General features: G+C 65.0%; 21 protein-coding genes. 10 read left to right on the top strand and 11 right to left on the bottom strand.

Annotation, left to right across the window (positions count from 1 at the left end; all coding sequences use genetic code 11):
- Nucleotides 1–10 precede the first annotated feature (10 nt).
- Nucleotides 11–991, bottom strand: coding sequence for a Bug family tripartite tricarboxylate transporter substrate binding protein (locus tag IAI59_RS18490; RefSeq protein ID WP_207415852.1), 981 nt, complete (start codon nucleotides 989–991; stop codon nucleotides 11–13).
- 147 nt (nucleotides 992–1,138) lie between these two features.
- On the opposite strand from IAI59_RS18490, the gene IAI59_RS18485 reads away from it, so the two are divergent.
- Nucleotides 1,139–2,068 (top strand): GntR family transcriptional regulator, encoded by a 930-nt coding sequence (locus tag IAI59_RS18485; RefSeq protein ID WP_207415851.1) that lies wholly within the window; start codon nucleotides 1,139–1,141, stop codon nucleotides 2,066–2,068.
- A 311-nt stretch (nucleotides 2,069–2,379) separates the two neighbouring features.
- On the opposite strand, the gene IAI59_RS18480 is transcribed toward IAI59_RS18485, so the two are convergent.
- From IAI59_RS18480 to IAI59_RS18440, 9 genes are all read right to left on the bottom strand, one after another.
- Nucleotides 2,380–3,366, bottom strand: coding sequence for a Bug family tripartite tricarboxylate transporter substrate binding protein (locus IAI59_RS18480; protein WP_207415850.1), 987 nt, complete (start codon nucleotides 3,364–3,366; stop codon nucleotides 2,380–2,382).
- Nucleotides 3,367–3,470: 104 nt separating this feature from the next.
- On the bottom strand, nucleotides 3,471–4,403 hold the full coding sequence (locus IAI59_RS18475; protein ID WP_207415849.1) for a dihydrodipicolinate synthase family protein: 933 nt from the start codon (nucleotides 4,401–4,403) through the stop codon (nucleotides 3,471–3,473).
- Entirely contained in the window at nucleotides 4,400–5,602 is a 1,203-nt protein-coding gene (locus IAI59_RS18470; RefSeq protein WP_207415848.1) for a sialidase family protein, read from the bottom strand. The genes IAI59_RS18475 and IAI59_RS18470 overlap by 4 nt, the downstream gene beginning before the upstream one ends.
- 14 nt (nucleotides 5,603–5,616) lie before the next feature.
- Nucleotides 5,617–6,747, bottom strand: coding sequence for an iron-containing alcohol dehydrogenase (locus IAI59_RS18465; protein ID WP_207415847.1), 1,131 nt, complete (start codon nucleotides 6,745–6,747; stop codon nucleotides 5,617–5,619).
- A gap of 34 nt (nucleotides 6,748–6,781) precedes the next feature.
- Nucleotides 6,782–7,642 carry an IclR family transcriptional regulator gene (locus tag IAI59_RS18460; RefSeq protein ID WP_237180488.1) on the bottom strand — a complete coding sequence of 287 codons (861 nt, stop codon included), beginning with the start codon at nucleotides 7,640–7,642 and terminating at the stop codon, nucleotides 6,782–6,784.
- A 123-nt stretch (nucleotides 7,643–7,765) separates the two neighbouring features.
- Entirely contained in the window at nucleotides 7,766–8,455 is a 690-nt protein-coding gene (locus IAI59_RS18455; RefSeq protein ID WP_207415845.1) for an SDR family NAD(P)-dependent oxidoreductase, read from the bottom strand.
- Between the two features lie 422 nt (nucleotides 8,456–8,877).
- A complete protein-coding gene (locus IAI59_RS18450) occupies nucleotides 8,878–9,483 on the bottom strand; it encodes a PEP-CTERM sorting domain-containing protein (RefSeq protein ID WP_207415844.1) in 606 nt (201 codons plus the stop codon).
- A 426-nt stretch (nucleotides 9,484–9,909) separates the two neighbouring features.
- Nucleotides 9,910–10,632, bottom strand: a complete 723-nt coding sequence (locus tag IAI59_RS18445; RefSeq protein ID WP_207415843.1) for a sensor histidine kinase — start codon at nucleotides 10,630–10,632, stop codon at nucleotides 9,910–9,912.
- 224 nt (nucleotides 10,633–10,856) lie between these two features.
- The gene (locus tag IAI59_RS18440) at nucleotides 10,857–14,483 is read right to left on the bottom strand and encodes a response regulator (protein ID WP_207415842.1); all 3,627 of its coding nucleotides are present in this window, start codon (nucleotides 14,481–14,483) and stop codon (nucleotides 10,857–10,859) included.
- Between the two features lie 430 nt (nucleotides 14,484–14,913).
- Between IAI59_RS18440 and IAI59_RS18435 the strand changes: the two genes are divergently transcribed.
- The 6 genes from IAI59_RS18435 to IAI59_RS18410 all read left to right on the top strand — a co-directional run bounded on the left by IAI59_RS18435 (nucleotide 14,914) and on the right by IAI59_RS18410 (nucleotide 20,459).
- Entirely contained in the window at nucleotides 14,914–15,669 is a 756-nt protein-coding gene (locus tag IAI59_RS18435; protein ID WP_207415841.1) for an SRPBCC family protein, read from the top strand.
- 14 nt (nucleotides 15,670–15,683) lie between these two features.
- Nucleotides 15,684–16,850, top strand: coding sequence for a zinc-dependent alcohol dehydrogenase (locus tag IAI59_RS18430; protein WP_207415840.1), 1,167 nt, complete (start codon nucleotides 15,684–15,686; stop codon nucleotides 16,848–16,850).
- Between the two features lie 90 nt (nucleotides 16,851–16,940).
- The gene (locus IAI59_RS18425; RefSeq protein WP_207415839.1) at nucleotides 16,941–18,095 is read left to right on the top strand and encodes a glutathione-independent formaldehyde dehydrogenase; all 1,155 of its coding nucleotides are present in this window, start codon (nucleotides 16,941–16,943) and stop codon (nucleotides 18,093–18,095) included.
- An 81-nt stretch (nucleotides 18,096–18,176) separates the two neighbouring features.
- Entirely contained in the window at nucleotides 18,177–18,491 is a 315-nt protein-coding gene (locus IAI59_RS23475; protein ID WP_207415838.1) for an FmdB family zinc ribbon protein, read from the top strand.
- A gap of 53 nt (nucleotides 18,492–18,544) precedes the next feature.
- Nucleotides 18,545–19,120, top strand: a complete 576-nt coding sequence (locus IAI59_RS18415) for a type 1 glutamine amidotransferase domain-containing protein (protein WP_207443868.1) — start codon at nucleotides 18,545–18,547, stop codon at nucleotides 19,118–19,120.
- Between the two features lie 271 nt (nucleotides 19,121–19,391).
- Nucleotides 19,392–20,459 (top strand): HWE histidine kinase domain-containing protein, encoded by a 1,068-nt coding sequence (locus tag IAI59_RS18410; protein ID WP_237180487.1) that lies wholly within the window; start codon nucleotides 19,392–19,394, stop codon nucleotides 20,457–20,459.
- Between the two features lie 334 nt (nucleotides 20,460–20,793).
- On the opposite strand, the gene IAI59_RS18405 is transcribed toward IAI59_RS18410, so the two are convergent.
- Entirely contained in the window at nucleotides 20,794–21,693 is a 900-nt protein-coding gene (locus tag IAI59_RS18405; protein ID WP_207415836.1) for a LysR family transcriptional regulator, read from the bottom strand.
- A gap of 112 nt (nucleotides 21,694–21,805) precedes the next feature.
- Between IAI59_RS18405 and IAI59_RS18400 the strand changes: the two genes are divergently transcribed.
- Genes IAI59_RS18400 through IAI59_RS18390 form a run of 3 tightly spaced genes read left to right on the top strand, consistent with a single transcriptional unit; the run spans nucleotide 21,806 to nucleotide 24,942 of the window.
- The gene (locus IAI59_RS18400; protein ID WP_207415835.1) at nucleotides 21,806–22,696 is read left to right on the top strand and encodes an HpcH/HpaI aldolase/citrate lyase family protein; all 891 of its coding nucleotides are present in this window, start codon (nucleotides 21,806–21,808) and stop codon (nucleotides 22,694–22,696) included.
- 24 nt (nucleotides 22,697–22,720) lie between these two features.
- The gene (locus IAI59_RS18395; RefSeq protein ID WP_207415834.1) at nucleotides 22,721–23,701 is read left to right on the top strand and encodes a Bug family tripartite tricarboxylate transporter substrate binding protein; all 981 of its coding nucleotides are present in this window, start codon (nucleotides 22,721–22,723) and stop codon (nucleotides 23,699–23,701) included.
- 2 nt (nucleotides 23,702–23,703) lie between these two features.
- A complete protein-coding gene (locus IAI59_RS18390) occupies nucleotides 23,704–24,942 on the top strand; it encodes a CaiB/BaiF CoA transferase family protein (protein ID WP_207415833.1) in 1,239 nt (412 codons plus the stop codon).
- The last annotated feature ends 1 nt before the right edge of the window (nucleotide 24,943 follow it).

The following is a 24,943-nucleotide window of genomic DNA, read 5'->3' as shown; positions in this document are numbered from 1 at the left end:
GACCGCATGCTCAGCCTTCTGGCGTGATCCGGGCATCGCGGATGATGGTGGCGAACTTCCCAGTTTCCTCGCGCACGAAGGCGCGGAAGGCCTCGGGCGCCAGGCGGCGCGGGATGATGCCCTGCTCCGCCAGCTTCGCCACCAGGGCGGGGTCCGCCAGCGCCGCATCGGCCGCCCCGGCCAGCCGATCCATTGCCGCGGCCGGCATGCCGCTGGGGGCGAAGAGGCCGAACCAGTTGATCAGCTCATAATTCTCCATCCCCGGCGCATCGCGCAGCGGCGCCACGTCGGGCAGCTGCGGCATCCGCTCGCGGGAGGTGACGGCGACCGCGCGAATCTTGCCGCTCTCGATCAGCGGCAGCGCCGCGCCAAGGCTGCTGAAGCTCATGGTCACGCGGCCGCTGGCCACGTCCGTCACGGCCGGCGCCGAGCCGCGATACGGCACGTGCAGCACGTCCGTGCCGGCCATGTGGTTCATCAGCTCACCCGCCAGGTGCTGCGGATTGCCGATGCCGGAAGAGGAAAAGGATAGCCCGCCCTTCCTGGCCCGGGCATAGGCGATGAGGTCGGCGGGCGTGCGGATGGGCAGCGAGGACGGCACCACGACCACGCAGGGGACGGTGCCGCAAAGCGCGACCGGCGCCAGCTCCTTCGAGGCGTCGTAGGTGATGCGGTCGCTGTAGAGCGAAGGGTTGACCGCGACCTCGCCGGCGGCGGCGAAGAGGATCGTGTAGCCATCGGGCGGCGCCTTGGCGACGGCCTGCGCACCGATCATCGCGCTCGCGCCCGGGCGGTTCTCGACGATCACCGGCTGGCCCAGCCGGGCCCGCATGGCCTCGGCCATCAGCCGCGCCACGATATCCACGCCGCCGCCCGGCGGATAGCCGACAATGGCGCGGAGCGGCCGGTCCGGATACTGGCCCTGGGCCCGGGCCTGGGTTCCGGCACAGGCCAGGGCCGCACCGATCATCAGGTGGCGACGTGACATCATGATGCGCGTTTCCTCGGTTTCTGTTTTGCCGGAAATTGCATGTTGTAGTTCTGAAATGCAATCCTGATTCGCTCGCCCGCCGCCTCGCGTTGCGGAGCGGCCGCGATCTGCTCTACCGGGGCAGCGAGACAGGGAACCATCCGCCGCATGGCCGAGACACCGACCAGCACCGTTTCGCAGATCGTCCAGGCCCTGGCCGAGGATGTCGGCGCGGGGGTTCTGCCGGCCGGCGCGCATCTGTCGGCGCAGCGCCTCGCCGACCGCTTCGGCGTGTCGCGCTTTCCTGTCGGGCAGGCACTGCGGGTGCTGGCGGATCACGGCGTGGTCACGCCAGCGCCGCGGCGGGGCTTCTTCGTCGCGCGGGAAGGGCGGCAGCCTGCCGTCACCCTCGCGGGGCACCGCAGGCCGGAGGGGTTGGCGGCCGTCTATTTCGCGATCGCCGAGGACCGCGTGGCGGGCCGCCTGCCCGACACGATGTCCGAGGCGGCGCTGCGCGAGCGGTACCGCGTGACCCGCGGCCAGCTCGCCCAGCTCTTGGACCGCATTGCGGCGGAAGGCTGGGCGGAGCGCCGCGCCGGCTACGGCTGGCGCTTTTCCTCCGTGCTCACGACGCCGGACGCTCTGGAGCAGACCTATCGGTTACGCATGGCCATCGAGCCTGCCAGCTTGCTGGAGCCCGGCTATCGGCTTGACGCCGCCGTGGCGGCACAGTGCCGGGCGGTGGAGGAGAACATGCTGTCCGGCGCCATCGAGACCGCTTCCACGGACGCGCTTTACGAGCGGGGAGTGCGCTATCACGAGGCTATCGTCGGTGCCTCCGGTAATCCGTTCATGCTTGAAGCGCTGCAGCGGGTGAATCGCGTGCGTCGTCTGCTGGTCTACCGGTCATTGACCGATCGCCAGCGCTTCTACCGTCAGGCCCAGGACCATCTTGCGATCCTTGATCTGCTGCAAGCCGGGCGACAGCAAGAGGCCTCGATCGCGATGCGGGACCATCTCGCTGAAGTGGTAAAGCAATTGTCCACCGTGCGCCCGCTGCTGGAGGCGAAACCAAGAGGTATCAGGCATCGGGAATGAACATGAAACGATCGGTGGAAGAACGACCTGGGCCGCTTGCCGCCTCCGGCGCCTCGCCGGCAAGTGCTGACAGTGGCTCCTCCGCTGTCAGCCGTGCGGCTTGAACAAAGGCATGAGAGGCGTGGTCGCGTCCCGCGGGGGGAGGTTGACCACGCGACGCACCGTGCCTTTCAGGTAGCCAACGGAGGCCAGCTCCAACAATTTGAACACATTGACCGCAGAGGTGCCGGGACGTGGCACAGCATCCGCCCAGCCCCGCTCCCGCGCTTTCGCGCAGGCCGCAGCGGACCCGCGGCCTTTGTCAGTCAGAGCTATTCAGGCTGGTAGTTCACGCTGCGCAACAGCTCTGTCGCACGCTTAACCTCGCTGGCGATGAATCGGCGGCTGTCCTCAATGCTTTCGGCAACCGGCTCCAACACCTGCTTGGTCATCCGATCGACGATAGCGGGGTCACGCATGGTCTCCTGCATCAGCGCGTTGACTTGCTGGCAGATCGCGGCAGACGTGTTCTTCGGGGCCCAGACACCGTACCAGGACTGGACCTCAAACCCTGGCAGTCCCCCCTCCGCCATGGTGGGAACGTCGGAAGCAAGCTGAGATCGTTCCGCCGTCGCGATGCCCACAGCATTGACCTTGCCGTCGCCGCCACGCGCCGGCAGCAGCGCGAAACAGGGGTCGATCAACAACTGCACGCTGCCGCCCATCAGATCGGTCAGGGCGGGCTGCGTGCCGCGATAGGTTACCATGTCCAGCTCAAGCCCTGTACGGCGCAGGAACTCGATCGTCGCCAGGTGCCCGGCCGAGCCCAGCGAGGAGATGGCGATGGGCCAGTCGCGCGGCTTCTTCTTGGCGGCGGCGATAATCTCGGGCAGCGTCTTTTCTGGCCGCGAGCCGTTGGACACCATGACCAACGGCGCCTTGGCGGTGCGCGCCATCACCTCCAGGTCGCGCTGCGGGTCGAAGGTGGCACCCTTCAGCACCAGCGGCATCACCGCCGTGTTGAAGGCCGAAGCCAGAAGCGTGTATCCGTCCGGCGGCGCCTGCAATACCGCGTTGGTGCCGAGCAGCCCGGCGCCGCCGGTGCGGTTCTCCACCACCGCCACGGCGCCGAGTTTTTCCGTGAGTTTCTGCGCCAACAGGCGGCCGAGTGTGTCGTTGGCGGCACCGGGCGGCCAGGGCACGATCACGCGGATCTGCTTATCCTTAGGCCAGGCGGCCTGCGCCCGTGCCTTGGCGGTGCCGAGAAGGCTGCCGCCCGTCGCGGCGATGGTGATCGCCAGAAGATCGCGCCTGTTCATGGAACTGTTTCCCAGTGCTGCCGGCATCCTTCTGCCGGTCGTTGTTGTTCGCCTGCCCCGGAGCCCGGGGGTTACCGTAGTGATGTCCTGGCCGCCGCGTGGTCTCAATCCACCAGCATCGCCGTCACTTCCGCGGCCGTCAGCGGCAGCAGCGGCGGGCGCAGTCGCATCCAGCCCTGGTTGCCGGTGCGCTCGGCCGTCATGGCCTTGAGCGATGCCATCTGTGGGAAGCGCGACGCTTGGTTGCGCTTGGCGATCACGCGCGCCTGAGCGGCATCCACCTCCGCCGCCATCGCCGGGTCATTGCTGTGACGGTGGATGAAGGCGAGGTCGCGCGCCACGAGGTTGGAGGTTGCGGTGATGCAGCCCGCGCCGCCCGCGCGGCTGAGTGGCAGCAGCACCGGGTCAGCGCCCGCGAGCACCGAGAAGCCAGGAAAGCGCTCGATCATGGCGAGCATGTTGTTGATGTCTCCGGCAGAGTCCTTGATGCCCACCACCGTGTCCGGATAGCGCGTGAGCAGGCGATCAATCACGGCGTGGCTGATCGGCACGGCCGACATCTGCGGAATGTGGTACAGCACCACACGCAGCTTGGCGTCGCCCACGCGCTCGATCACCTCAGCATAGCTGGCGAAGACACCGTCGTCGGACGGCGCCTTGTAGTAGAACGGCGGCAGCATCACGACGGTGCTGGCGCCGACCGATAGCGCATGGCGGGTCAGCGCCACGGTGTCCGTCAGCGCGGCCACGCCGGTACCCGGCAACAGCCGCTCCGGCGCCACGCCAGCGGCGACGGTGGCTTCCAACAGGCCCTGACGCTCGGCGACCGAGAACGAGTTGGCCTCGCCCGTGGTGCCCAAGAGCGCGATGCCGTCACAGCCCTCGTCCAGCAACCACTGGGCATGTGCGGCGAAGGTGGCGTGGTCAGGCATCAGCTCGGCGTCGAGCGGCGTCAGGGCGGCGCAGAACACGCCGGTGGGGCCACGGAAGCGCGCGCGGGCCCCCTGGGCGGGTGCGGTCGCGGCGGTGGTGCTCATGCCTGCTGTTCCTTGGCCCAGGTCTCGTCCACGCGGACGTATTTGATGGCTTGGCGGTACACGGTGTAGGCGATGTGCAGGGCGCCATCCGGCCCCTGCACCACGGTCGGGTAGGAGAACTCGCGGTTCAGCCCTTCGCGCGAGTTGTTGGTCATGCAGTAGCCGTCGCCGGTTTCCAGGTTGCGACGGTGCGGCCAAGTGCGGCCGCCGTCCTCGGAAATGGCCAGTGTCATGGGCGCGCGCGGCACGCCCCAGAAGGTGCTGCGGCGCGTGGTGTCGATCGGCGCCACCACCTTGCCGTCGTCCTCATCCTCCTCCAGGTCGTCGTAGAGCGACAGGCGGCGCTCCGTGGCATCCGCCGCGCTGCTGTCGTTCAGCACCATGGCAAGGTGGCCGTTGGCCAGGCGAGCGACCTGGATGGAGGAATTGTTGTTGGGCAGCTCGGTTGGCTCCGGCGCGCTCCAGCTCCGTCCGTTGTCGGTGGAGCGGGATACGTAGACGTTGTCCGCCCAGCGGCTGCGATAGAAAGCAGCCAGGTTGCCGTCACGCAGGTCCACGATGCTCATATGCACGCAGCCCCGGCTGTCCGGTACCGCGACCTCAGTCCAGCTCCGGCCCTGGTCGGAAGAGATCATCACCGCGCTGGTGTCGTCGTCGCCCACCCATTTCTTGCCGGGCGTGCTGTGGCAGATCCACACCGGCAGCAGCCAGTCGCCGGTGTCCAGCACTACCACTGGCTGACGCATGAAGGTGCCGCCGCCGGGGCGTGGGCCGAACAGGGTTTCGATCGGGCCCCAGCTCTTGCCGTTGTCGGCGGACACGCGCTTGCGGACGATCGCGGTGTCCTGGTTGCCGGAAATCTGTGCAGTCCAGATCAGCCACAGCTCGCCATTCGGTGCCGGGAACAGCAGGGGGTTCTGCTCGGAGCGGGTGGGGTCGTCGGACAGCCGTACCGGCGCGCTCCAGCGGTCGCCCTCCAAGCGGGAGAAATACGCCGAGATATCCGGCACGCCTTCCTGCGTGCCGCCGAACCAGACCAGCCCCATGGAGCCGTCCGGCAGGGGCATCAGATTGGCGGCATGGCTTTGCACCGTGGCCGGCGGCACGAAGCATTCCACGCGCGCGGCGTCGCCGGCCGCGGGACGCACCAAGCCGGCCTCGCCCAAATCAAGCCTGCCGGCGCTATCGGTTCGGATCATCCGTCCGCCCTTTCTCAGGCCGCCGCGCGGTACATCGTCAGGATCTGGGCCTGGCTGAGGTCGCGCGGGTTGTTGTCCAGCAGGCGGCGGATGGCATGCGCCTCCTGCGCCATGGTCTCGAAGTCGCTGTCCGGCACGCCGAGCTTGGACAAGCGCATCTCGATGCCGAGGTCCGCGCAGAAACCGAAGGTGGCGTCGCGCACCGTGCGCTCGTCGGCCGAGGCGGGCAGGCCCAGTGCCTGCAGCACCAGCTCGGTCTTCTCGGCCACCACAGGCGCGTTGAAGGCCAGCGTGTGCGGGAACACCAGCGCACAGGCATGGCCGTGCGGGATGTGGTGGCGGGTGCCCAGCGGATAGGCCACCGCATGGCCCGCCGTGGTGTTCACCGGCCCCAGGCAGAAGCCGCCATACATGGAGGCGAGCGCGAGGCCCGCGCGTGCCTCGCTGTCCGCGCCGTCGCGCACCGCGCGCTTCAGGAAGCGGCCGACCAAGCGGATGCCCTCCAATGCGTAAAGGTCGATCAGCGGGTGCGCCTTGCGGCTGGTGAAGGCTTCCACGCAATGCGCCATGGCATCGACGCCAGTGGCCGCCGTGACAGCGGGGGGCACGGTCAGCGTCAGGTCGGGGTCGACGACGGCGATGTCGGCCAGCATGTGGCGGCTTTGCACCGCCGCCTTGTTCTGCGTGGCGGGGTCCGTCACCAGGGCGCGGGTGCCGCCCTCGCTGCCGGTGCCGGAGGTGGTGGGCACCTGGAACAGCGCGACGCGGCGGCCATGCACCTTCTCAGGCCCCACCACCTCCATGAAACTTTGCCCGCTGCCGGGCAGCACCGCCACCAGCTTGGCGAGGTCCATGGCGCTGCCGCCGCCGAAGCCCACCACGAGGTCGGGCTTCACCTGCCCGGCCAGCGCCAGCACCTTTTCCAGGTTGGGCAGGTCGGGCTCGGGCTTCACCTCGCCGAACACCACCACCTCGCCCGGCAAATCGAGCAGGTCGACGCGCGCGGCGTTGAAGGCGTCCGCGACCACAAGAGTGCGGTTCAGCCCGCGCGCCCGAGCCCAGCGGCCCGTGGCAGATACCAGCCCGCTGCCGAACTCGATGATGGCAGGGCGGGCAATCTCGATGGGTGTGGTGAGGTTATTCATGATCTCGATCAGGCTGTGATGAGGGGGGCGGGCATCAGGCGGTGGCCCCGCGATGGCGCGCGGCGATGGCGCTGCGCGACAAGCGCAGCGCCTGGCCCAGTTCGCCGGCCGCCGCCTGCAGGCGGGGCAGGCCCTGCGCCACGAAACTGTCCAGCGGCCAGCGGCTCGCATCACCGGTCAGGCTCAGCCCTGCATAGGGCCGGCCTTCCGCATCGAAGACCGGCACCGCGACGGTGCGCAGGCCATAGGCGTTCTCACCATCTGAGACAGCGAAGCCCTGCTCGCGTACCTCTCGCAGCCGCGCCAGCAGGGCGCCGAGGTCGGTCAGCGTCCGCTCGGACAGCTTCACGCGCTCGCGCTGAGCAAGCTGGGCTTCCTGTTCCTCGGGCGGCAGGAAAGCCAGGATCGCGTGGCCCAGCGCGGTGGCATAGGCCCCGACGCGCGTGCCGGGTGGCCGCGCGACGCCGTGCCGCTCCAGGCCGGCCTGGACGCGGGCCAGATAGATGACATCGCCGTTCTCCGCCGTGCCGAAGGATGCGGCATCGCCCAGTTCCGGCACCAGCTCGCGCAGCAAGGCTGCAGCGTGGTCGGGCAGGCCGTGGGCGGATAGCGCGGCGAAGCCCAACTCCATGCATTGCAGAGACAGGCGGAAGCGCCGTGTGCCAGGCACGCCTCGCAGATACCCCAGCGCTTCCAGGGTGTGGATCAGGCGAAAAGCGGTGCCGCGGTCGGTGCCGGCGCGGGCGGCGATCTCGGCTAGGGTCAGCTCCGGCAGGGAGGCATCAAAGGCGCGCAGCACCGCGAAGACCTTGGCGGCCGACTGCACAGTGTTCTTGGGGTTGTCCGCCCCCGCGCGCAGACGGGGCGCGGGTTCGATGTCCGCTACGCCTTGCAAGCCCTCACTCCCTATGTTCGGATTGCGAACTTTTGTTTTCTTGATGGATACAGTCATCGAGGCGCCCTTCCTTGTCAAGATTGGATGCGAACTGAAGCGCGGAGCCGTGGAGCGCAGGCGGCCCTACAAGGAGCTGCCGCCGCAGATCACGATGTTCTGGCCAGTGATGGCGGCGGCCCCAGCGGACAGCAGGAATGCGACCGTCGCCGCCACCTCCTCTGGCCGGATCAACCGGCCGATCGGCGGCAGCTTGGGCGCCACGTTGGCGCGTGCAGGGTCGCGGAGCATGGGCGTATCGGTCGCGGCCGGGGACACAAGGTTCACGGTGATGCCACGCGGCGCTAGCTCGGCCGCCCAGGAGCGGGTCAGGCCGGTGAGGGCCGCCTTGGTCGCGGCATACTGGCTCCGCCCGGCGGCGCCCGCCGCGGTGCGACTGCCCAAGATCACGATGCGGCCGCCGCTGGGCATTCTTGAAAGCAGCCGATCCGCCAGGACTGTGGGGGCCTGCACATGGAGCTGCCACATGCGAGCACCGGCCTCGATATCCAGCTCGCCCAGCGGGTTTGTACTCATCAGCCCAGCCGCGTGCACGAAGCAGTCCGCCCGCAGGCCCTCCGCCGCGGCGCGGATAGCGCTGTCGGAGGACAGGTCGACGCTGCGGTGAGCGAAGTTCGGATGATCGATGACCGATGCGCGGCGGCTTAGCCCGGTGACATGCCAACCCTCCTGGAGCAGGCGGATGGCGATGGCCTCGCCAATGCCGGAACTGGCGCCGGTCACCACGGCGCGGCGCAGATCAGGTACAGGATTCATTGATGGATTCTCCAGATCATCGCCGGGCGTAGGGCGGCGGCGCGAGCCATGCGTCGAAAGGCAGATGGCTATCGGACTTTCCAATAGTTCGCAATGCGAACATAAGTTTGGAAAGTGACCGCCGTGCTGCCACCGGTCGACATGCTAGGAATCAACTGTCAATGAGAGGCTCGTCGCTGCCTCTTGGTGGCCATTTCAGGGGCGTGGCGCGAAGCCGGGTGAAAGCAACGACGAAGCCACTTCTCGTTTTTCAAACAAGAGTATTACTAAAGGGAACCTTTTTCAGCAATCTGATCTTGTTCCTTCGTGACAATTCTCACGGGTCACTGATATTAGACTTCAATAACAATTTCGGTTGTGGCGACGCTGCCCGGCGAGATGCTCGCCGGGCAGTTATATGTCTGATCCTAATCGGCCGTAAGTCAAACAGTCTTGCGACGACGGGCCATAGCCAGGCCAGCCACGCCCACACCGAAGAGCGCCATCGAAGCAGGCTCGGGTACCGCAGTCGGCGGGTTGATCGGGCCCGTAAAAGCCGAGCCTGCGACGATCGACTGCCCGGCCACCGTCTCATACGCATAGGAAAGCAAAGTAGTGCCGTTGAAGCGGACGAAGCCGTAATGGGTACCGTCGGCGACAGTGAAGGCCAAGCCAACGAAGGTATCATTCAATGAGAAACGAATGTTTGCCGGGGTAGCGTAGGATACGAAGAGATCGCCGCCGCCGTAGACCACGGTACCCCGATCTGCAAACTCGGATGTCGGCTGCGGCGGGTCAAAGAAAGGTGCGCCGAACGACTTCACCGCGGCAGTGCCGGTTGTAGAAACGTCAACCGGGTTGAACAGGTCGCCGTTGGTGCCGAACAGCGTATAGCTTGCGTTCGGCGCAAAGCTGAAGGACGTGCTGCCACCCTGGAAACTGATGTTGACGCTGTTACCAATGATGGCGGCGTTGGCCGGCATCGCATCGGCGAAGCATAGGGCCAGTGCGGATAGGGAGAGGGTATGGAGTAAGCCAAGGCGCTTCATGGAGATCGTTCCTGCTTCTCGGTTTGGGAGGCAAATCCATGCCTCCACATCTCCTTCAGCAAGTGTCGCGCCAAGCTTTATCCCGCTGAGAAATAAGCCAAAAATAATATCGATGTATTTCTTAGTAAACTATGTCGACATATCACTCAGGTATCAATGTATCTCTTTAGCATATTCAATAAATTGTCAATTGGAATCGCACCAAGTATAATCACAACTTGTTTTCGGCTTGTTAGGAGAAAACCATCCTGCAAATGCATCTGCTTTGACGTCGACGCCGTAATTAAAATCCGCCGATGAGAACGATGCTCTCCTTCTCGTCAGCTATGGCCGATATCGCACAAGCAGTAGGTAGCCCGGCATGCGCTATTCAGCCGAACGACCAAATTGAAGAAAGCGTAGCTTTCGCTAGTGAGCCGGTCCGGGCTATGCATGAAGGCCGTTACGCGCCGAGGCGTCATCGACCTGACCCTGCTGGGGAAACCGGATGGTGAAGCGCGCCCCCGGCGGGGCGCCATCGATCTCCAACCGCCCGCCAATGGCATCCGTGAGTTGATGGACGAGCTCAAGACCCAGGCTGTTGGTTGATCGCAGCATTGCGAGATCCGAAATTCCGGGACCGGTGTCGGAAACAAGCAAGCGAACCGTATTATGACATCCCGGCGTCAGCACGACCCGTATATCGCAGCTTCCTAACGGCGTGGCGCCGTATTTCGCTGCGTTGGTAACGAGTTCCGTGACAATCATACCAAGGCGAAGCAAACAATCCGATTGGAGCGGCATGAGGGCCGCTTCGACCACCACCGCTTGCGAGCCGGACAAGCCTAAAGAGCACGACAGACTTGCGCAGAGGTCGCGTAAGTATTCGCCTGCATCAACCTTGCCGTCGGCACCATGCTGCAGACGCTCATGGAGCTGTGCTACCGCGCGTACACGATGACTAGCCTGGGCCAAAATCCCATGTACATTGGGAGCGCTGCAGCTCCGCTGTGCCTGCAATTGCAGCATGGCGGCAATAAGCTGCAGGTTGTTCTTGATCCGGTGATGGGCCTCATGGATGAGTACCGAGCTCGGATCAAATTGCATGCTGCCTTTCGCGCGGCTGCGCATTGTCGTCTTCAAATGCGGCACGTTCACCGGTTTCGACATGGCATTCACCTCCGCACCGTTTCCGAACTTACCGCGGACCTCAACCACCGGGTGACCGGCGCACCGTGAGACGCTATGCGTTCAGGCACAATCGCCCTGACTTTTCATTCGCGTTACACCGGGCACGTCAGCAAATTCCGCCGCCCTGAGCAGGCTAATGCTTGACCTGCGGAGCAGCTAGACCGAGACGATCCCTAGGGATATCTGCGTATCCGTCGTGCGGGTCAGGGCGGTGCATCGGACCGCGAACCGGTCAGACCGGCTGCGGCGGCCAAGAGCACCGCTTCCGAAAGCGAACGCACGCCAAGCTGTTCCATGACATGCGCTCGATGAATTTCCACCGTGCGCGGGCTGATACCGAGCCGGCGTGCAATCTCCTTGTTGGTCTCGCCACCGACGATCCCTTCCAGCACTTCGCGTTCCCGCCGCGACATTCCGGCGATGCGGCTGCGGGCAGTGTCCGACTTGCGTCCAGCCTCCTGCACGTCGCGCACCTTGGCGAGCGCGGCCGCAACCGCGGCAAGAAGCCTTTCTGGATTGAGCGGTCCTTCCAGCCAGTCCGCCGCACCCGCCTTCAGCGCCAGGACGGCGGTCCGGACATCGCCGTCGCCCCCGCCCACGACGATGACCGGTAGTTCGATGCCGCGCGCCTTCAACTCGCGCGGGACGACCAAGGATTCATCGCCGCATCCGCCAAGTTCCAGAACCGCGCAACCGTGCAGAAGCATCGGCGCCACCTCAAGAAATTCGTTTGTGGTGGAGAAGGTCTTCACATCGTAGCCGGCACCCTGCAGCAGTGCCGCGAGCCGGAGGCGGGCTCCCTCCCCGCCATCGACGACATAAACCCATGACCCCTCGACGCGTGTGACATCGACCGCTATGCCCCCGATGCGATGGACGCGTCCAAGCTCATCACGGATCGGAAAAGCCGTGTCCCGGACCCAGCGAACGGCACCGTCCGGACGCAGCACGCGGTATTCCTGTACCACCGCCTCACCCTTCTGGACGTGAAGCAGCGTGTCGAGCACGGCGGCACGATCATCGGGGTGAATGCTCTCGGCCCAGCACGCCAAATCACTCGAAGCCCTATCGCGCGGAACACCCCAGATCCGTTCAAACGCCAAACTTCGATATTCGATCTTCATCGCATCCGTGTTGACGATCCAAAGCAAGTCAGCCGAATGATCAGCAAACTGCCGGAAACGCTCCTCGCTCGCCCGCAAGCGCTCCTCAACCTGCTTCCGCGCGGTGACATCGAGTGCGGCACCAGTGAAATCGACCGGAATGCCATTCTTGAAAGACGTCTGCCCATGGGTGGACACCCAACGTTCAACACCATCCTCGATGCCATTGACCCGGTACTCGACGTGATACACGCCGTCGCCAGCGGGGTCGGTGCAAGCGGCAATGGCTGCTTCGACCCGCGGCCGGTCCTCGGGGTGTATGGCCCGCAGGAAGATGTCCATCTGAACCGGTGCGCCGGGCGGCAGGCCCCACATCGCGCGCAACTGGTCGTCCCATTCTAGAGCTCCGGTGCGCGGGTCCCAGCGATAGGAACCGAGACCCACAAGATCAACCGCTGCCTGGAGCCGCGCGTCACTCCGCCTGATCAAGTCGCCTGCATCGCGTCGCAAACGAGCGAGAGCGGCGATGGCCTCGACCCGAGCCAGCAGTTCACGCGCCGAGAATGGCTTCTCCAGGTAATCGTCGGCGCCACTCCGCATCCCTGCTACCCGCGCATCCTCCCCCGCGCGGGCCGACAGCAGAATGGCCGGCACCGTTGCCAGTTGTCGCTCCTGCCGCAGCGCCGCCACGAGCGAGAGGCCGTCACGTCCAGGCATCATGACATCAGCCAGCAGGAGATCTGGAGGCGCCAACCTTGCTGACGCCAATGCGGCGTTGCCGTCAGCTACTGCATGCACGCTCCATCCCGCAGAGGTCAGAACTCTGGTGAGGTAGTGCCGCATATCGGCATTGTCGTCCGCGACAAGAATTCGCGAAGCTGAAATCGGCTCATGGCTGTCTGGTACGGTGCCTGCACGATGCGTATCGTCCGGCAGCCAGCGACGCATCTCTTCGAGAAATGACCCAATGCCTGTCGCCGTTGAAGACATCGACCGGGGCCCGCCAATCCGATCGGCAGGGAGATGCGCGGTGCCGAAGGGGATGGAGACGGTAAAAACACTCCCTTCGCCCTCCCGGCTCTCGGCGAGAATCGAGCCGCCATGCAAGCGAATCAATTCATGGATCAACGCAAGACCGATGCCACTACCCTCGTGCGAGCGGCTGCGTTGCCCTTCAACGCGGTGGAAGCGCTCGAACAGATGGGGCAACTCATGGTGGGGAATACCAACACCACTGTCCGATACCCGAAGCTCGATCCCAGCCGATGCGGCGGACAACTGGACTGCGATGGAACCCTCGAATATGAACTTGAAGGCATTCGAGATCAGATTAAGGACAATCTTCTCCCACATGTCCCGGTCCACATAGACAGGCTCCGGCAGCGGCGGGCAATCGATTTCCAACACCAAGCCGGCGCTGTCACATGCCGACTGGAAACTGGATGCTAGTTCCGCGGTCAGCTTCGGAAGGTCGGTCGGTTCATAACTGGCATCGGCGCGGCCGGCCTCTATACGGGAGAAATCGAGCAGCGAGTTCACCAGCCGTAGCAGCCGGTTGCTGTTGCGTTCGGCAATGTCGACCAGGGCCCGGGCATCGGGAGGCAGTGCATCGACCGGCTTTGCCAAAAGCTCCCTCAGAGGGCCCAGGATCAGCGTCAGCGGCGTCCTGAACTCATGGCTGACGTTTGAGAAGAACGCTGTCTTCGCGCGATCAAGCGCGGCCAACGTTTCGGCGCGGCGGCGCTCCTCGTCGAAGGCGCGGGCGGCCGCGACGGCACCGGCGACATGCTCGGCGAGCAATTCGAGAAAACTTCGATAGTCGGCATCCAGGATCTGGCGTGGACTTATGCCGATCACAAGAAAGCCAATCATCTGCTGCCGGGTTGGTGCGGCCAGCGGCAGGACCACCGCCGTACGTACTGGGTCCGGCCACAGAGGCGCAGCCATGTTGCCTGCGAACCGATGAAATTCGGATATGACAACGGGGCGGCCATCCAGCGCCGCCTCGGCTATCGGCCAGGCAGCCGGTGCGACCGACGTCATTGGGTGGTGTAGTGGGAAGAAAGCTGCGTCCGGCGGCGATGGCGTTGCGGCGGCACGACGTGCTGTCTCGCCGTCTCCGTCTGACACGTAGAGTGCCGCGAAAGCGATGTCGTATGGATTCTCCTGTAGCACACCGATCACGTCTCGGCAGACATCGTCGACTTCCCGCTGGTACGATGCCTTCACGCCAAGCCGATGCAAGGTCGAAAGCCTGCGCGCGCCAATCACCCGCCGCGTCGTTTCGGTGCAAACGCAAAATACACCTTCCACGTTATCCCGGCTGGCACCGAAAATGGGGCTATAGCTGAATGTGACGTAAGTCTCCTCCCGCTCCAATTCGCGGTCGAAAAAGAAACGGTAATCCTCGACCCAGGTAGCCCGTCCGGCCGTGGCTTCGGCGAGCATCGGGGCGATGTCGTCCCAGATCTCGCTCCAGACCTCGCGCCCGGGGGCACCCAGCATGACCGGGTGCTTGGCAGCGCCGAGGAACGGAACATACGCATCGTTATACAGGATCCTGAGATCCGGCCCGATCCACAGCAGGATGGGAAAGCGGGAGTGGAGACAAAGGCTGAGCGCCGTCTTGATGCTGGGCGACCAGGACTCTATCGGCCCCAGCGTCGTCGACCAGTCGTGATCACGGATCAGGGTACCGACCTCGCCGTCGCCGGCCAGGAAGTCCATTGTCCCGCCCCCTGATGGCGTCCTTGCCGATGCGGTCAAGGTAAGCCTCGCGCTCCTAGATCAGTGTGCCTCATGCAGCCGTGTTCGGCTCGACTGGATTACCAAACACATCTGATAACAGGATTGCAATGCACTCGTGGTCACCGCTGTGTGAACGGCTCCGCTACCGCCCGATCCGAGTGTCGGCCAGTGCCATCGGTTCCGCCGTAATCCTCCTTAGGGATTGCCACCAAGGAACGGACTCACATCGACGCATGTTCTGGTCTCATGACTATGAAGGCGATGCGGTGACGGCGCCCGCTTCAAGCGCGGGCGGGGATTCGGTGGCAATGCTGAGACCGATCTGCGGGTCCGGTAGCCACGGGATGTCATCGTCCATGTCGCCTGCAACAACGCCGATGCATCGGTCCGGGGAGGCACCATGGATAGCATGCAACGACAAACCACGCGCGACGCCTTATCTCTTGCGCGACCAGCACGGAACCTGGGCAACAGTGAACGCTTGGTCTCCGGCGCTGCGGGCGCCGCGACGCTGCTGTGGGCGATGCGTCGAGGTGGCGTATCAGGCGGCCTCTTGGCGGTGCTGGGTACCACGCTGATCGCTCGTGCCGCCAGCGGCTACTGCCCCGTCGTGGCAGCCGCCAGCGCCACGCCTACCGAGCGTCGCATCGCACGGAAGCAAGGTTGGCGTTCCGCCGCCGCGACGGTGCGCAGCGTCACGATCGCCCGCCCACCGGCCGATGTATACCGGTTCTTCCGTGAGGTGGGGAACTTACCGCGCTTCCTGCAGCATGTGGAGCAGGTGACGGCGATCGACGAAAAGCGCTCGCACTGGCTGGTGCGCGCGCCGGCCGGCCGCACCGTCGAGTGGGATACGATCATCACCGAGGACCATCCAAACGAACGCATCGCCTGGCGCTCCGCTCCGGGGGCCAACTTGCAGAGCGTCGGTTGGATCAAATTCCGACCGGCACCTGGAGACCGTGGGACCGAGGTTCATGCCTCGATCGCCTACGAACCGCCTGCCGGTCAACTGGGCCGCATTGCTGCAAAGCTTTGGAATGATGCGCCAGGGGGGCAAGCCCAGGGCGACCTGCGCCGGCTGAAGCAGGTGCTGGAGACCGGCGAGGTGCCGACGCCCGCAATGCGGCGGCCCGATACCACTGCCGCCATGCCCGCCGCCTGAGGGAGTACCAGACAATGCGCGCCATGATTTGGAACGGAGTGAACGACCTACGCGTCGAAACCATGCCCGACCCTGAGATTGTTCAGCCGCATGATGCGTTGGTGCGGGTGACCATGTCCTCGGTCTGCGGCTCGGACCTCCATCTGCTGGGCGGCTACATCCCAGCCATGAAACCCGGCGACATCATTGGGCATGAGTTCATGGGCGAGGTCGTCGACACCGGCCGTGAAGTCACCAGGGTTCGCAAGGGCGACCGGGTGATCGTGATCTCCATTCTCGGCTGCGGACAATGTGAACATTGCCGCCGAACTGACTTCTCCTGCTGCGACAATACCAACCCGAAGCCCCTGATGGCCGAGGCGGTCTGGGGCCATAGCCCGGCCGGGATCATTGGCTATAGCCATGCGCTCGGCGGTTGGGCCGGCAGCCACGCCGACTTCATCAGGGTGCCGTTCGCCGATGTGAATGTCTTCAAGGTGCCGGAGGACATTCCGGATGAGAAGGCTTTGTTCGTTTCTGACGCCTGCCCGACCGGCTTCATGGGCGCTGACCTCGCCGGTATTCAACCCGGCGACATCGTGGCGGTCTGGGGCTGCGGCGGTGTTGGTCAGATGGCAATGCAGAGCGCGCGCATCCTGGGTGCCGAAAGGGTGTTTGCGATCGATCGCCTGCCCGAGCGCCTGCGTATGGCAGCCGAGCGGTGCGGTGCCGATCCGTTGAATTATGAGGAAGTCGACATTCAAGAGGCGTTGACGGAATTGACCGGCGGCCGCGGACCTGACCGCTGCATCGATTGTGTCGGCATGGAAGCGCATGGCACCGGTGTCGGCTACCTCTACGACTTGGTGAAGCAACAGGCCCTGTTGACGGAGCGGATCGTGGCATTGCGGGAAGCGATCCTGTGTTGCCGAAAGGGTGGCACCGTTGCGGTCATGGGAGTCTATGGGGCTCTCGTGGATAAGTTTCCGATGGGCGCCGTTGTCAACAAGGCGCTCACCATTCGGTCGGGCCAACAACACGGCCAGCGCTATGTCGAGCGGCTGTTCGGGCATATCGCGCGTGGTGAAATGGATCCCTCCCACCTGCTGACGCATCCGCTTCCCCTCGAGCAGGGACCACATGGCTACGACCTGTTCAAGAACAAGAAGGAGGGATGTGTCCGGGCCGTGTTCAGGCCCTGACGTCGGCGAGGCAAACAGACTTTGCAGCCATGACTGCGAGAAAGACCACCACAGGCGGCCAACCATGTTCTCAACCGATGGAGAATTCAAATGAGGGCAGTCGTATATAACGGTCCCCGCGACGTCGCGGTGCAGGATGTTCCGGATGCGAAGATCGAGAAGCCGACGGACGTGCTGGTACGGATCACGAGCACCAACATCTGCGGCTCGGATCTGCACATGTACGAGGGTCGGACCGATTTTCCGAGCGGCGGGGTATTCGGGCACGAGAACCTTGGCCAGGTGGTCGAGGTCGGGGCCGCCGTCGACCGGGTCAAGGTCGGCAACTGGGTCGCCATTCCGTTCAACATCGGATGTGGCTTCTGTAAAAACTGCGAGCGTGGCCTGAGCGCCTTTTGCCTCACCACGGCGGATCGCAGCGTTGTGCCGAACATGGCCGGAGCTGCATACGGCTTCGCTGACATGGGACCTTACCGGGGTGGCCAGGCCGACCTGCTACGCGTTCCATATGGCGATTACAACTGCCTCAAGCTGCCACCCGACGCGGAGGAGCGGCAGAATGATTACGTGATGCTCGCTGATATTTTCCCGACGGGGTGGCATGCCACCGAGCTCGCCGGCGTCTGCCCGGGCGAATCGGTCGTCATCTACGGCGCCGGGCCGGTGGGCCTCATGGCAGCCCACTCGGCGATGATCAAGGGTGCCTGCTTGGTCATGGTCGTTGATCGCCACCCAGACCGGCTGAAGCTGGCGGCCTCGATTGGTGCCGTGCCCATTGATGATTCGAAGGGTTCGCCGGTCGATCAGGTCCTGGCGATGACCAATGGTATTGGCGCCGACCGCGGCTGCGAATGTGTGGGCTACCAAGCCCACGATCCGGACGGTTACGAACATCCCAACATGACCATGAACAATCTGGTGCGGTCGGTGAAGTTCACCGGGGGTATCGGGGTCGTCGGTGTCTACGTGCCGCAGGACCCCGCACCTCAGGATGAGCTTTACAAGCAAGGTGAGATTGTTTTCGACTACGGTCTTTTCTGGTTCAAGGGCCAGAGCATGGGCACCGGCCAATGCAATGTGAAGGCCTATAACCGCCAGCTCCGAGACCTCATTTCCGTCGGCCGCGCGAAACCATCGTTCATCGTTTCGCATGAGCTACCGCTTGGCGAAGCGCCGAAGGCCTACAAGCATTTCGATGCTCGGGACGACGGCTGGACCAAGGTTATCCTGAAGCCTGCGTCGTGACCGTCCGGGGGGGGCCGATTGCCAAGCTCGCCGGCACCCGGTCCCCACACCGTCCCCCAGCTACGTTTTTTCGAGGGCGCCATGCCGACATACGAGTATCATTGCCGTGAGTGTGGGAGCTTTGCAGCGATGCGCCCAATGGCGGATTTTCGCGCTCCCTGCACCTGCCCCATATGCGGCGGGAGTGCTACGCGAGCATTCCTCAGCGCCCCCAGCCTCGTCGGCGCGGTCGCCGCCCAGGGCGCTCCTGTCGGTTCAAACGGGCTTGGCGCGAAAGCGAGCCATCCTGCTGGCTGCGGCTGTTGCGTCCGTCGCTGGCCCTTGCCGAGCGCATTGTCATCGAAGACGGACCGCATCTTCTCGTCGAGCGGACCAGTAGGGCGGAGTGGACGGTAAGGCTTGCGGAAAAGCCCAGCGTAAGCAATCCAACCTTATAAGGAGACATGGATATGGCTGCTGCGAGCCTTGGCCGAATGAATGTCGCAATCCTTGTCACAGACGGCTTCGAGCAGGTCGAGATGTCCGAGCCGCGCAAGGCGCTGAATGAGGCAGGGGCGAAGACCAGCATCGTCTCGCCCAAGGAGGGGCGTGTCCGTGTATGGAACTTCACGGATTGGGGGGAAGAGTTTCCTGTCGATATGACTTTGTCTGAGGCACACCCCGGGGAGTTTGACGCCCTCCTGTTACCCGGCGGCGTTATCAATCCCGACACGTTGCGGATCAACGAAGGTGCTGTCCATTTCGTCCAGGCCTTTCTGGACAGCGGCAAGCCAGTGGCCACGATTTGCCACGGGCCCTGGACCTTGATCGAGACGGGCAGGTTGCGAGGGCGGCGGCTTACCTCCTGGCCCTCACTCCAGACGGACCTTGAGAACGCCGGCGCGGAATGGGTCGACCAGGAAGCGGTGGTGGACGGCAACCTTGTCTCCAGTCGTAAGCCCGATGACATCCCAGCCTTCAACAAGGAAATGATAAGCCTGTTTGTCCGCGAGGGGGCCCGACGTACCAAAGATGGCAGATCCTGAACGAGACAACACGTGCTGTCAGGCGGGATGCGCATCAGGCTGAATCGTCTGTCTACAAAGCTATGCTGGGAATCATTTCGGAAGCCTGGAAGCAAGCGGAATTGCTTCGGGTTGGCCAGCCGGTGCGCTTCGATATCGATGCTATCGGCACGAAGAGCTGTCAGCCCGCGTGTTCGAACATGAACTGTCTTTTGCATGAGAGGTGGAGGCCAGAATGTCCGAGCCCATATGGTCCGCAGGACAAGGACGCGAGGCGAGACTAGAAAGGCTGTTGGATCAGCAGCGGCACACTACCGCTCAGGATCGCATCAAGCAGCTGGAACGTGAGAACAGCGAACTTCGGAAGTCACTTAATCAGGCGGAGGATCTGGTCAGGGTAAAGGACCACGCGCTGATTGCGCTGAATTTAAGTGGAAAGATCCTGCGTTGGAACGCAGGTGCATCTGCTCTCCTGGGCTATGCCGATGATGAGTTGTTGGGTCGGTCCGGCGATATCCTGTTCCTACCCGAGGACAGAGATCGTGGCCTATTCCTAGAGGAACTGCGATGGGCTATCGAGGAAGGCTACGCGCAGAACGAACGATGGCAGATCAAACGGGATGGCAGTCGATTCTGGGCCAGTGGCTCGACGACACCAATGCTGGACGGCGATGGCCGGCCACGAGGCTTTCTGAGCGTTTTCCGCGATAGTACGGCAGTGCGCACGGAAGCCGAGCATCGTGAACTGTTGCTCGCCGAGATGGGCCATCGCGTGAAGAATGCCTTCTCCACCATGCAGGCGGTCGTGCTGCATACCTTGCGTCGAGGGGGTGTTTCTACGGAGACGCAGGTGATCCTGGACGCCCGGCTCAATGCTCTGGCGCTGTCGCATGAATTGCTGACCCGCAACCAATGGCATGGCGCTGCTCTGACCGAGGTCGTGGAGCGGGCGTTGCTGCCGTATGGTGACGGCGAGCGTGGCAACCTGAAAGGTCCGCTGGTTTGGCTGCCTGCCCGGGCTGCGGAGATGTTGGGCCTCGCCTTTCATGAGCTTGCTACCAACGCGGCCAAGTACGGCGCGTTGTCTGTTGCGGATGGCCAAGTCGATGTGTCCTGGAACCTCAACATCGCCGGCAGTGGGACCCGGCTTCTGCACCTCGTATGGAGGGAGCGCGGCGGACCGCCGGCGACGTCACCAACACATCAGGGCTTTGGATTGCGATTGTTGGAGCAGGGCATCGTGCAGGACCTGGATGGCACCCTGAAGCTGGCTTTCCATCCGGAAGGTCTGGAATGCCACCTCTGCCTACCCGTCGCACCAGCGGAGCAGACCCTCGAGACAGGCAACATCTACCGTTAACACCCTGCCCCGCTGTGTCCTCTGCATAAGTTGCCGATACCGGCGCGTTCGTCAGTCCCCGAGCCGGAGGACCGTTGTTGGCTCAGTTATAGCAGCGGCTTCGGATAACAGCATGGAACAGTCGCGCTCAAGGAACGCGTTGTCTGACTTCACAAGCGTGGACGGGAGCGATTCAGCGCGCCGACTCCTTCGACTGCCAATCTTGTGCTGCGCAAGGCGCCATCTGCGATACGATCCGCTGTCCTGGTACAGTGCGTCCGGTATGGTGCTCTGATAAACGACTTCGTTTTGCTGCCGCCTCAAGAGATAAGCCGAGCTGGGCCTTGTGCCTTTGCTACATCCCGGCCGCCAAGGTTGTCTTCAGCAACATATCGTAGAGGGCCGCCGCAGCTGGCGTCAGGGCTTCGCCGCGGCGGCGCACGAGGCTCAGCTGTCGATGCAGAACCGGGGCCTGTAGCGGCACCTCCACCAGTCCACCCGGCAGCATCCCGCGCCCGATGGCGGAGGGCAGGATGGCCACTGCCGCACCCGTGGCGGCCAGCGCCAGGGCGCTCGGCGTGTTTTCTACCACGAAGCGGCCGCGGATCGGCAGCCCGGCGCGTGTCAGCTGCGCCTCCACCGGCGCGCGGTTGCCGCTGCTGCCGCCCAGGGTGATCAGGTCCCAGTCCCGCAACTCCGCCCATGTAATGGCCGCGCGGTTGGCCAATGCATGTGTGGGGTGGCAAACCAACACCAGCGGGTCGGTGGACAGCAAATCCTCCTGCAGGTCTTCCCGCGGCTCCTGCGTGATGTGGATGCCGAATTCGGCGGCGCCGTGGCGCACTGCCTCGGTCACCAGCACGCCTGAGCGTTCCAGCAGCATCACCCGGTTGCCGGGGAACTGGCGTGCATAAGCAGACAGCACGGGCGGCAGGCGCTGGTAGGCAACGGCCGGCATGGTCGCCAGAGTCACATCGCCGGCACTGAGGCGGGCCGTGGTCCGCAACCGCTCAAGCCCGCGCGTCAGGTCCTCCACCACGCGCTGGGCCAGGGGCAGGAACTCCCGCCCCGCGGTGGTCAGGGTCGTGCGGCGGGTGGTGCGGTCCAGCAACGCCAGACCGACAAAGCCTTCGAGCCGTTGGATGCGCCGCGTCAGCCCTGTTTGGGTGATCGCCAGCCGCTGGGCAGCACGCGTGAAGCTGCCCAGCTCGGCGACCAAGACGAAGGCCTGCACGTCATCCATCGGCAAGTGCATGCATAATCCTCATCAATCGATGCCATCATTACATTATACAAGATCGACCGAGCACGGCACCCTGTCGTCCGATCAAGGCGCGATACAGCGCCGCACCGGGAAGGACGCCTGCATGCGCACCAGCCGCATTTCTCTCGACGCCATGCGCAGCAAGCTGTTCCTGCCGGGCACGCGGCCCGAGCTCTTCGCCAAGGGTGCCGCATCGGCGGCCGATGCTCTGAGCTACGACCTCGAGGACTCCGTGGCGCCGGAGCGCAAGGCCGAGGCCCGGTCGCATGTTGCCGCTGCCCTCCGTACCGGCTTGCCCGGCAAGCTTGCCATCGTGCGCATCAACGCGCACGGCACGCCGCACTTCGCCGAGGACGTGGCGGCCCTGGTGGGTCCAGGCCTCGATGCCATCAACCTTCCGATGGTCGAGTCTCCCGCCATGCTCCGCGAGGCCATCGCCGAGATCGCGCGCGCGGAGGCCGCCGCCGGCGCGGCGCCCTCAGCCATTCTGGTCAATATCGAGACGCCACGCGGCCTACGGCTCGCGGCCGAGATCGCCTGCGCCGACCCGCGCGTGGCGGGGCTGCAGATTGGCTACGGAGACCTGTTCGAGCCTTTCGGCATCGCGCGCGATGACGAGGTGGCCTTGCACCAAGTGCGGCTGCAGGTCCGGCTGGCGGCGGCCGAGGCACGCGTTCCGGCCTTTGACGGCGCGCTGGCCGCGATCGCCTCGCCCGAGCGCTGCCAGGCAGAGGCGGAAGCCTCCCGTCGCCTGGGCTTCGCCGGCAAGTCCTGCATCCATCCCAGCCAGATCGCGGTGGTCAACGCCGCCTTCCAACCCTCGCCGCAGGAGATCGCCCGCGCCGCGCGGGTCGTCGCGGCCGCGACGGCGGCGGAAGCGGCAGGCGTGGGTGCCTACACGGTGGACGGGCAGATGGTGGATGCCCCTTTCGCCGCCAGCGCCCGGGCGGTGCTGGCGCTGGCCGAGCGGCTTGGCCTCGCGCCCGCCGCCTGAGCCACGATAACCAAGGAAACGACCATGACTTTCGAGATTGGCAGGCGTGGCCTGCTGGGCGGTGCGCTGGCCGCGCCGCTGGTGCTGCCCGCCGTGGCGCGGGCGCAGGCCGCCTGGCCGGCGCGCAGCGTGCGCATCGTGGTTCCCTTCACGCCGGGCGGCTCCAACGACGCCGTGGCGCGGCCGCTGGCCGACCACCTGCAGCGCCGGCTGGGCCAGCCCTTCGTGGTGGAAAACCGCCCCGGTGCCGGCAGCACCCTCGGCACCGCCGAGGTCGCCCGCGCGGCGCCGGATGGCTACACGCTGCTGGTCACCTCCTCCACGTTTTCCACCAGCGCCGCCACGCAGACCACGCCCTACGACCCGGTGGCCGACCTGGAAGGAGTTGCCCTGGCGGCCACCGCGCCGCTACTGGTGCTGGCCACCAAGTCCTTTCCTGCCAACACGCTGGCCGAGGCCATCACCTACATCCGCGCCAATCCCGGCAAGGTGGACTACGGCTCCGCCGGTCCGGGCAGCATCAACCAGTTGTCGGCGGAGCTCTTCGCGCAGCAGGCGGGCGGGCTGCAACTGGTGCACATCCCCTATCGCGGCATGGGGCCCGCGACCACTGACCTCGTGGCTGGCACCATCCAGTTGCTTTTCACCACCGTGCCCTCCGCCGCCGGGCTGGTGCGCGATGCGAGCGTCAAGATCCTGGGCTGGACCTCCGAAGCGCGCCCCGCGACCGGCCCGCAGGCGCCGACGCCGAAGGAAAGCGGCATCGACTACAATGCCGAGATCTGGTGGGGCCTGCTGGCACGGCGTGGCACCCCGCGCGATATCGTGGAGAAGCTGAACGCCGCGGCGAACGAGGCGCTGGGCGAGGGCCGTCTGGCGCAGTATCTGCGCAGCGAGGGCGCCGAGCCATCCCCCCGCACCCCGGCGGAGTTCGATAGCTTCCTGAAGCAGGACATCGCGCGGTGGAAGCAAGTGGCCACCACCGCCAAGATCCGGATCGACTGAGCATGGACTCGCTGCCGCCGTCCCCCCTCCACCGCAAGAACTTCGACCCCACGGCGCGGGGGCCCCTGCATGGGGTGCGGGTGCTGGACCTCGCGCGGCTGGTGGCCGGCAACACGCTGAGCATGGTGCTGGCCGACCACGGCGCCGAGGTGGTGAAGGTGGAACCGCCGGAGGGCGATACCCTGCGCGCCTGGAAGGTGCAGGGCGTCGAGACGTCCTGGAAGAGCTGGTGCCGCAACAAGAAGAGCATCTGCCTGGACCTGCGCAACCCGGAAGGCCAGGCGGTGGTGCGCGCCCTGGTGAAGGATGCCGCCCTGCTGACGGAAAGCTTCCGCCCCGGTGTGCTGGAGCAGATGGGGCTGGCGCCGGAGGTGCTGCACGCCATCAACCCCGCGCTCATCATCGTGCGTATCAGTGGCTGGGGGCAGGACGGGCCGTTCCGCCACAAGCCCGGCTTCGGCACGCTGGTCGAAGGCTATTCCGGCTTCGCAGCGGTCAACGGCTTCGCCGACCGCGAGCCGGTGCTGCCGCCGATGTTCATGGGTGATTGCTACGCCGGTATCTACGGCGCGGCCTCCGCCACCATCGCGCTACGGCATGCCGAACTGACCGGCCGGGGCCAGGTGCTAGATTTGTCGCTGATCGATCCGATGCTGGCGGTGATGGACCCGCAGGCGGCCAATTACCGGCTCACCGGCCGCACCAAGCAGCGCACCGGCAGCCGCAGCACCAACACCGCGCCGCGCAACGCCTATCGCTGCCAGGACGGCGGCTGGGTCTGCCTGTCTTCCTCCACCCAGGGCATGACGGAAAAGCTGTTGCGCTCCATCGGCCGCGCAGATCTGATTGACGACCCGCGCTTTCGCACCAACCCCGACCGGCTGCGCAACTGGCAGGAGCTGGACGGCATCGTGGCCGGCTTCATCGCCGCGCGGGACAAGGCGGAGGTGCTTGCGCATTTCGACAAGGCGGGTGTCACCATCGGCCCCATCATGGACGCCGCCGACCTGTTGCAGGACCCCTACGTCGCCGAACGCGAGGCGCTGATCGAGGTGCCGGACGCGGACATGCCCGGCGGCTTCATCCCCATGCACGGCATGGTGCCGCGGTTGTCCGCCACGCCCGGCGTCCTGGCCCGCCCTGCGCCGAAGCTCGGCGAGCACAACGATGAGATCCTATCCCCGCTACTGGGAGAAGCGGCCTTGTCGCAATTGCGTGCCGCCGGCGTCGTCCGCGACTGAC

The organism is Roseomonas haemaphysalidis, assembly GCF_017355405.1.
Lineage (GTDB): Bacteria > Pseudomonadota > Alphaproteobacteria > Acetobacterales > Acetobacteraceae > Pseudoroseomonas > Pseudoroseomonas haemaphysalidis.
This window is presented reverse-complemented; position numbering and strand designations above follow the sequence as displayed.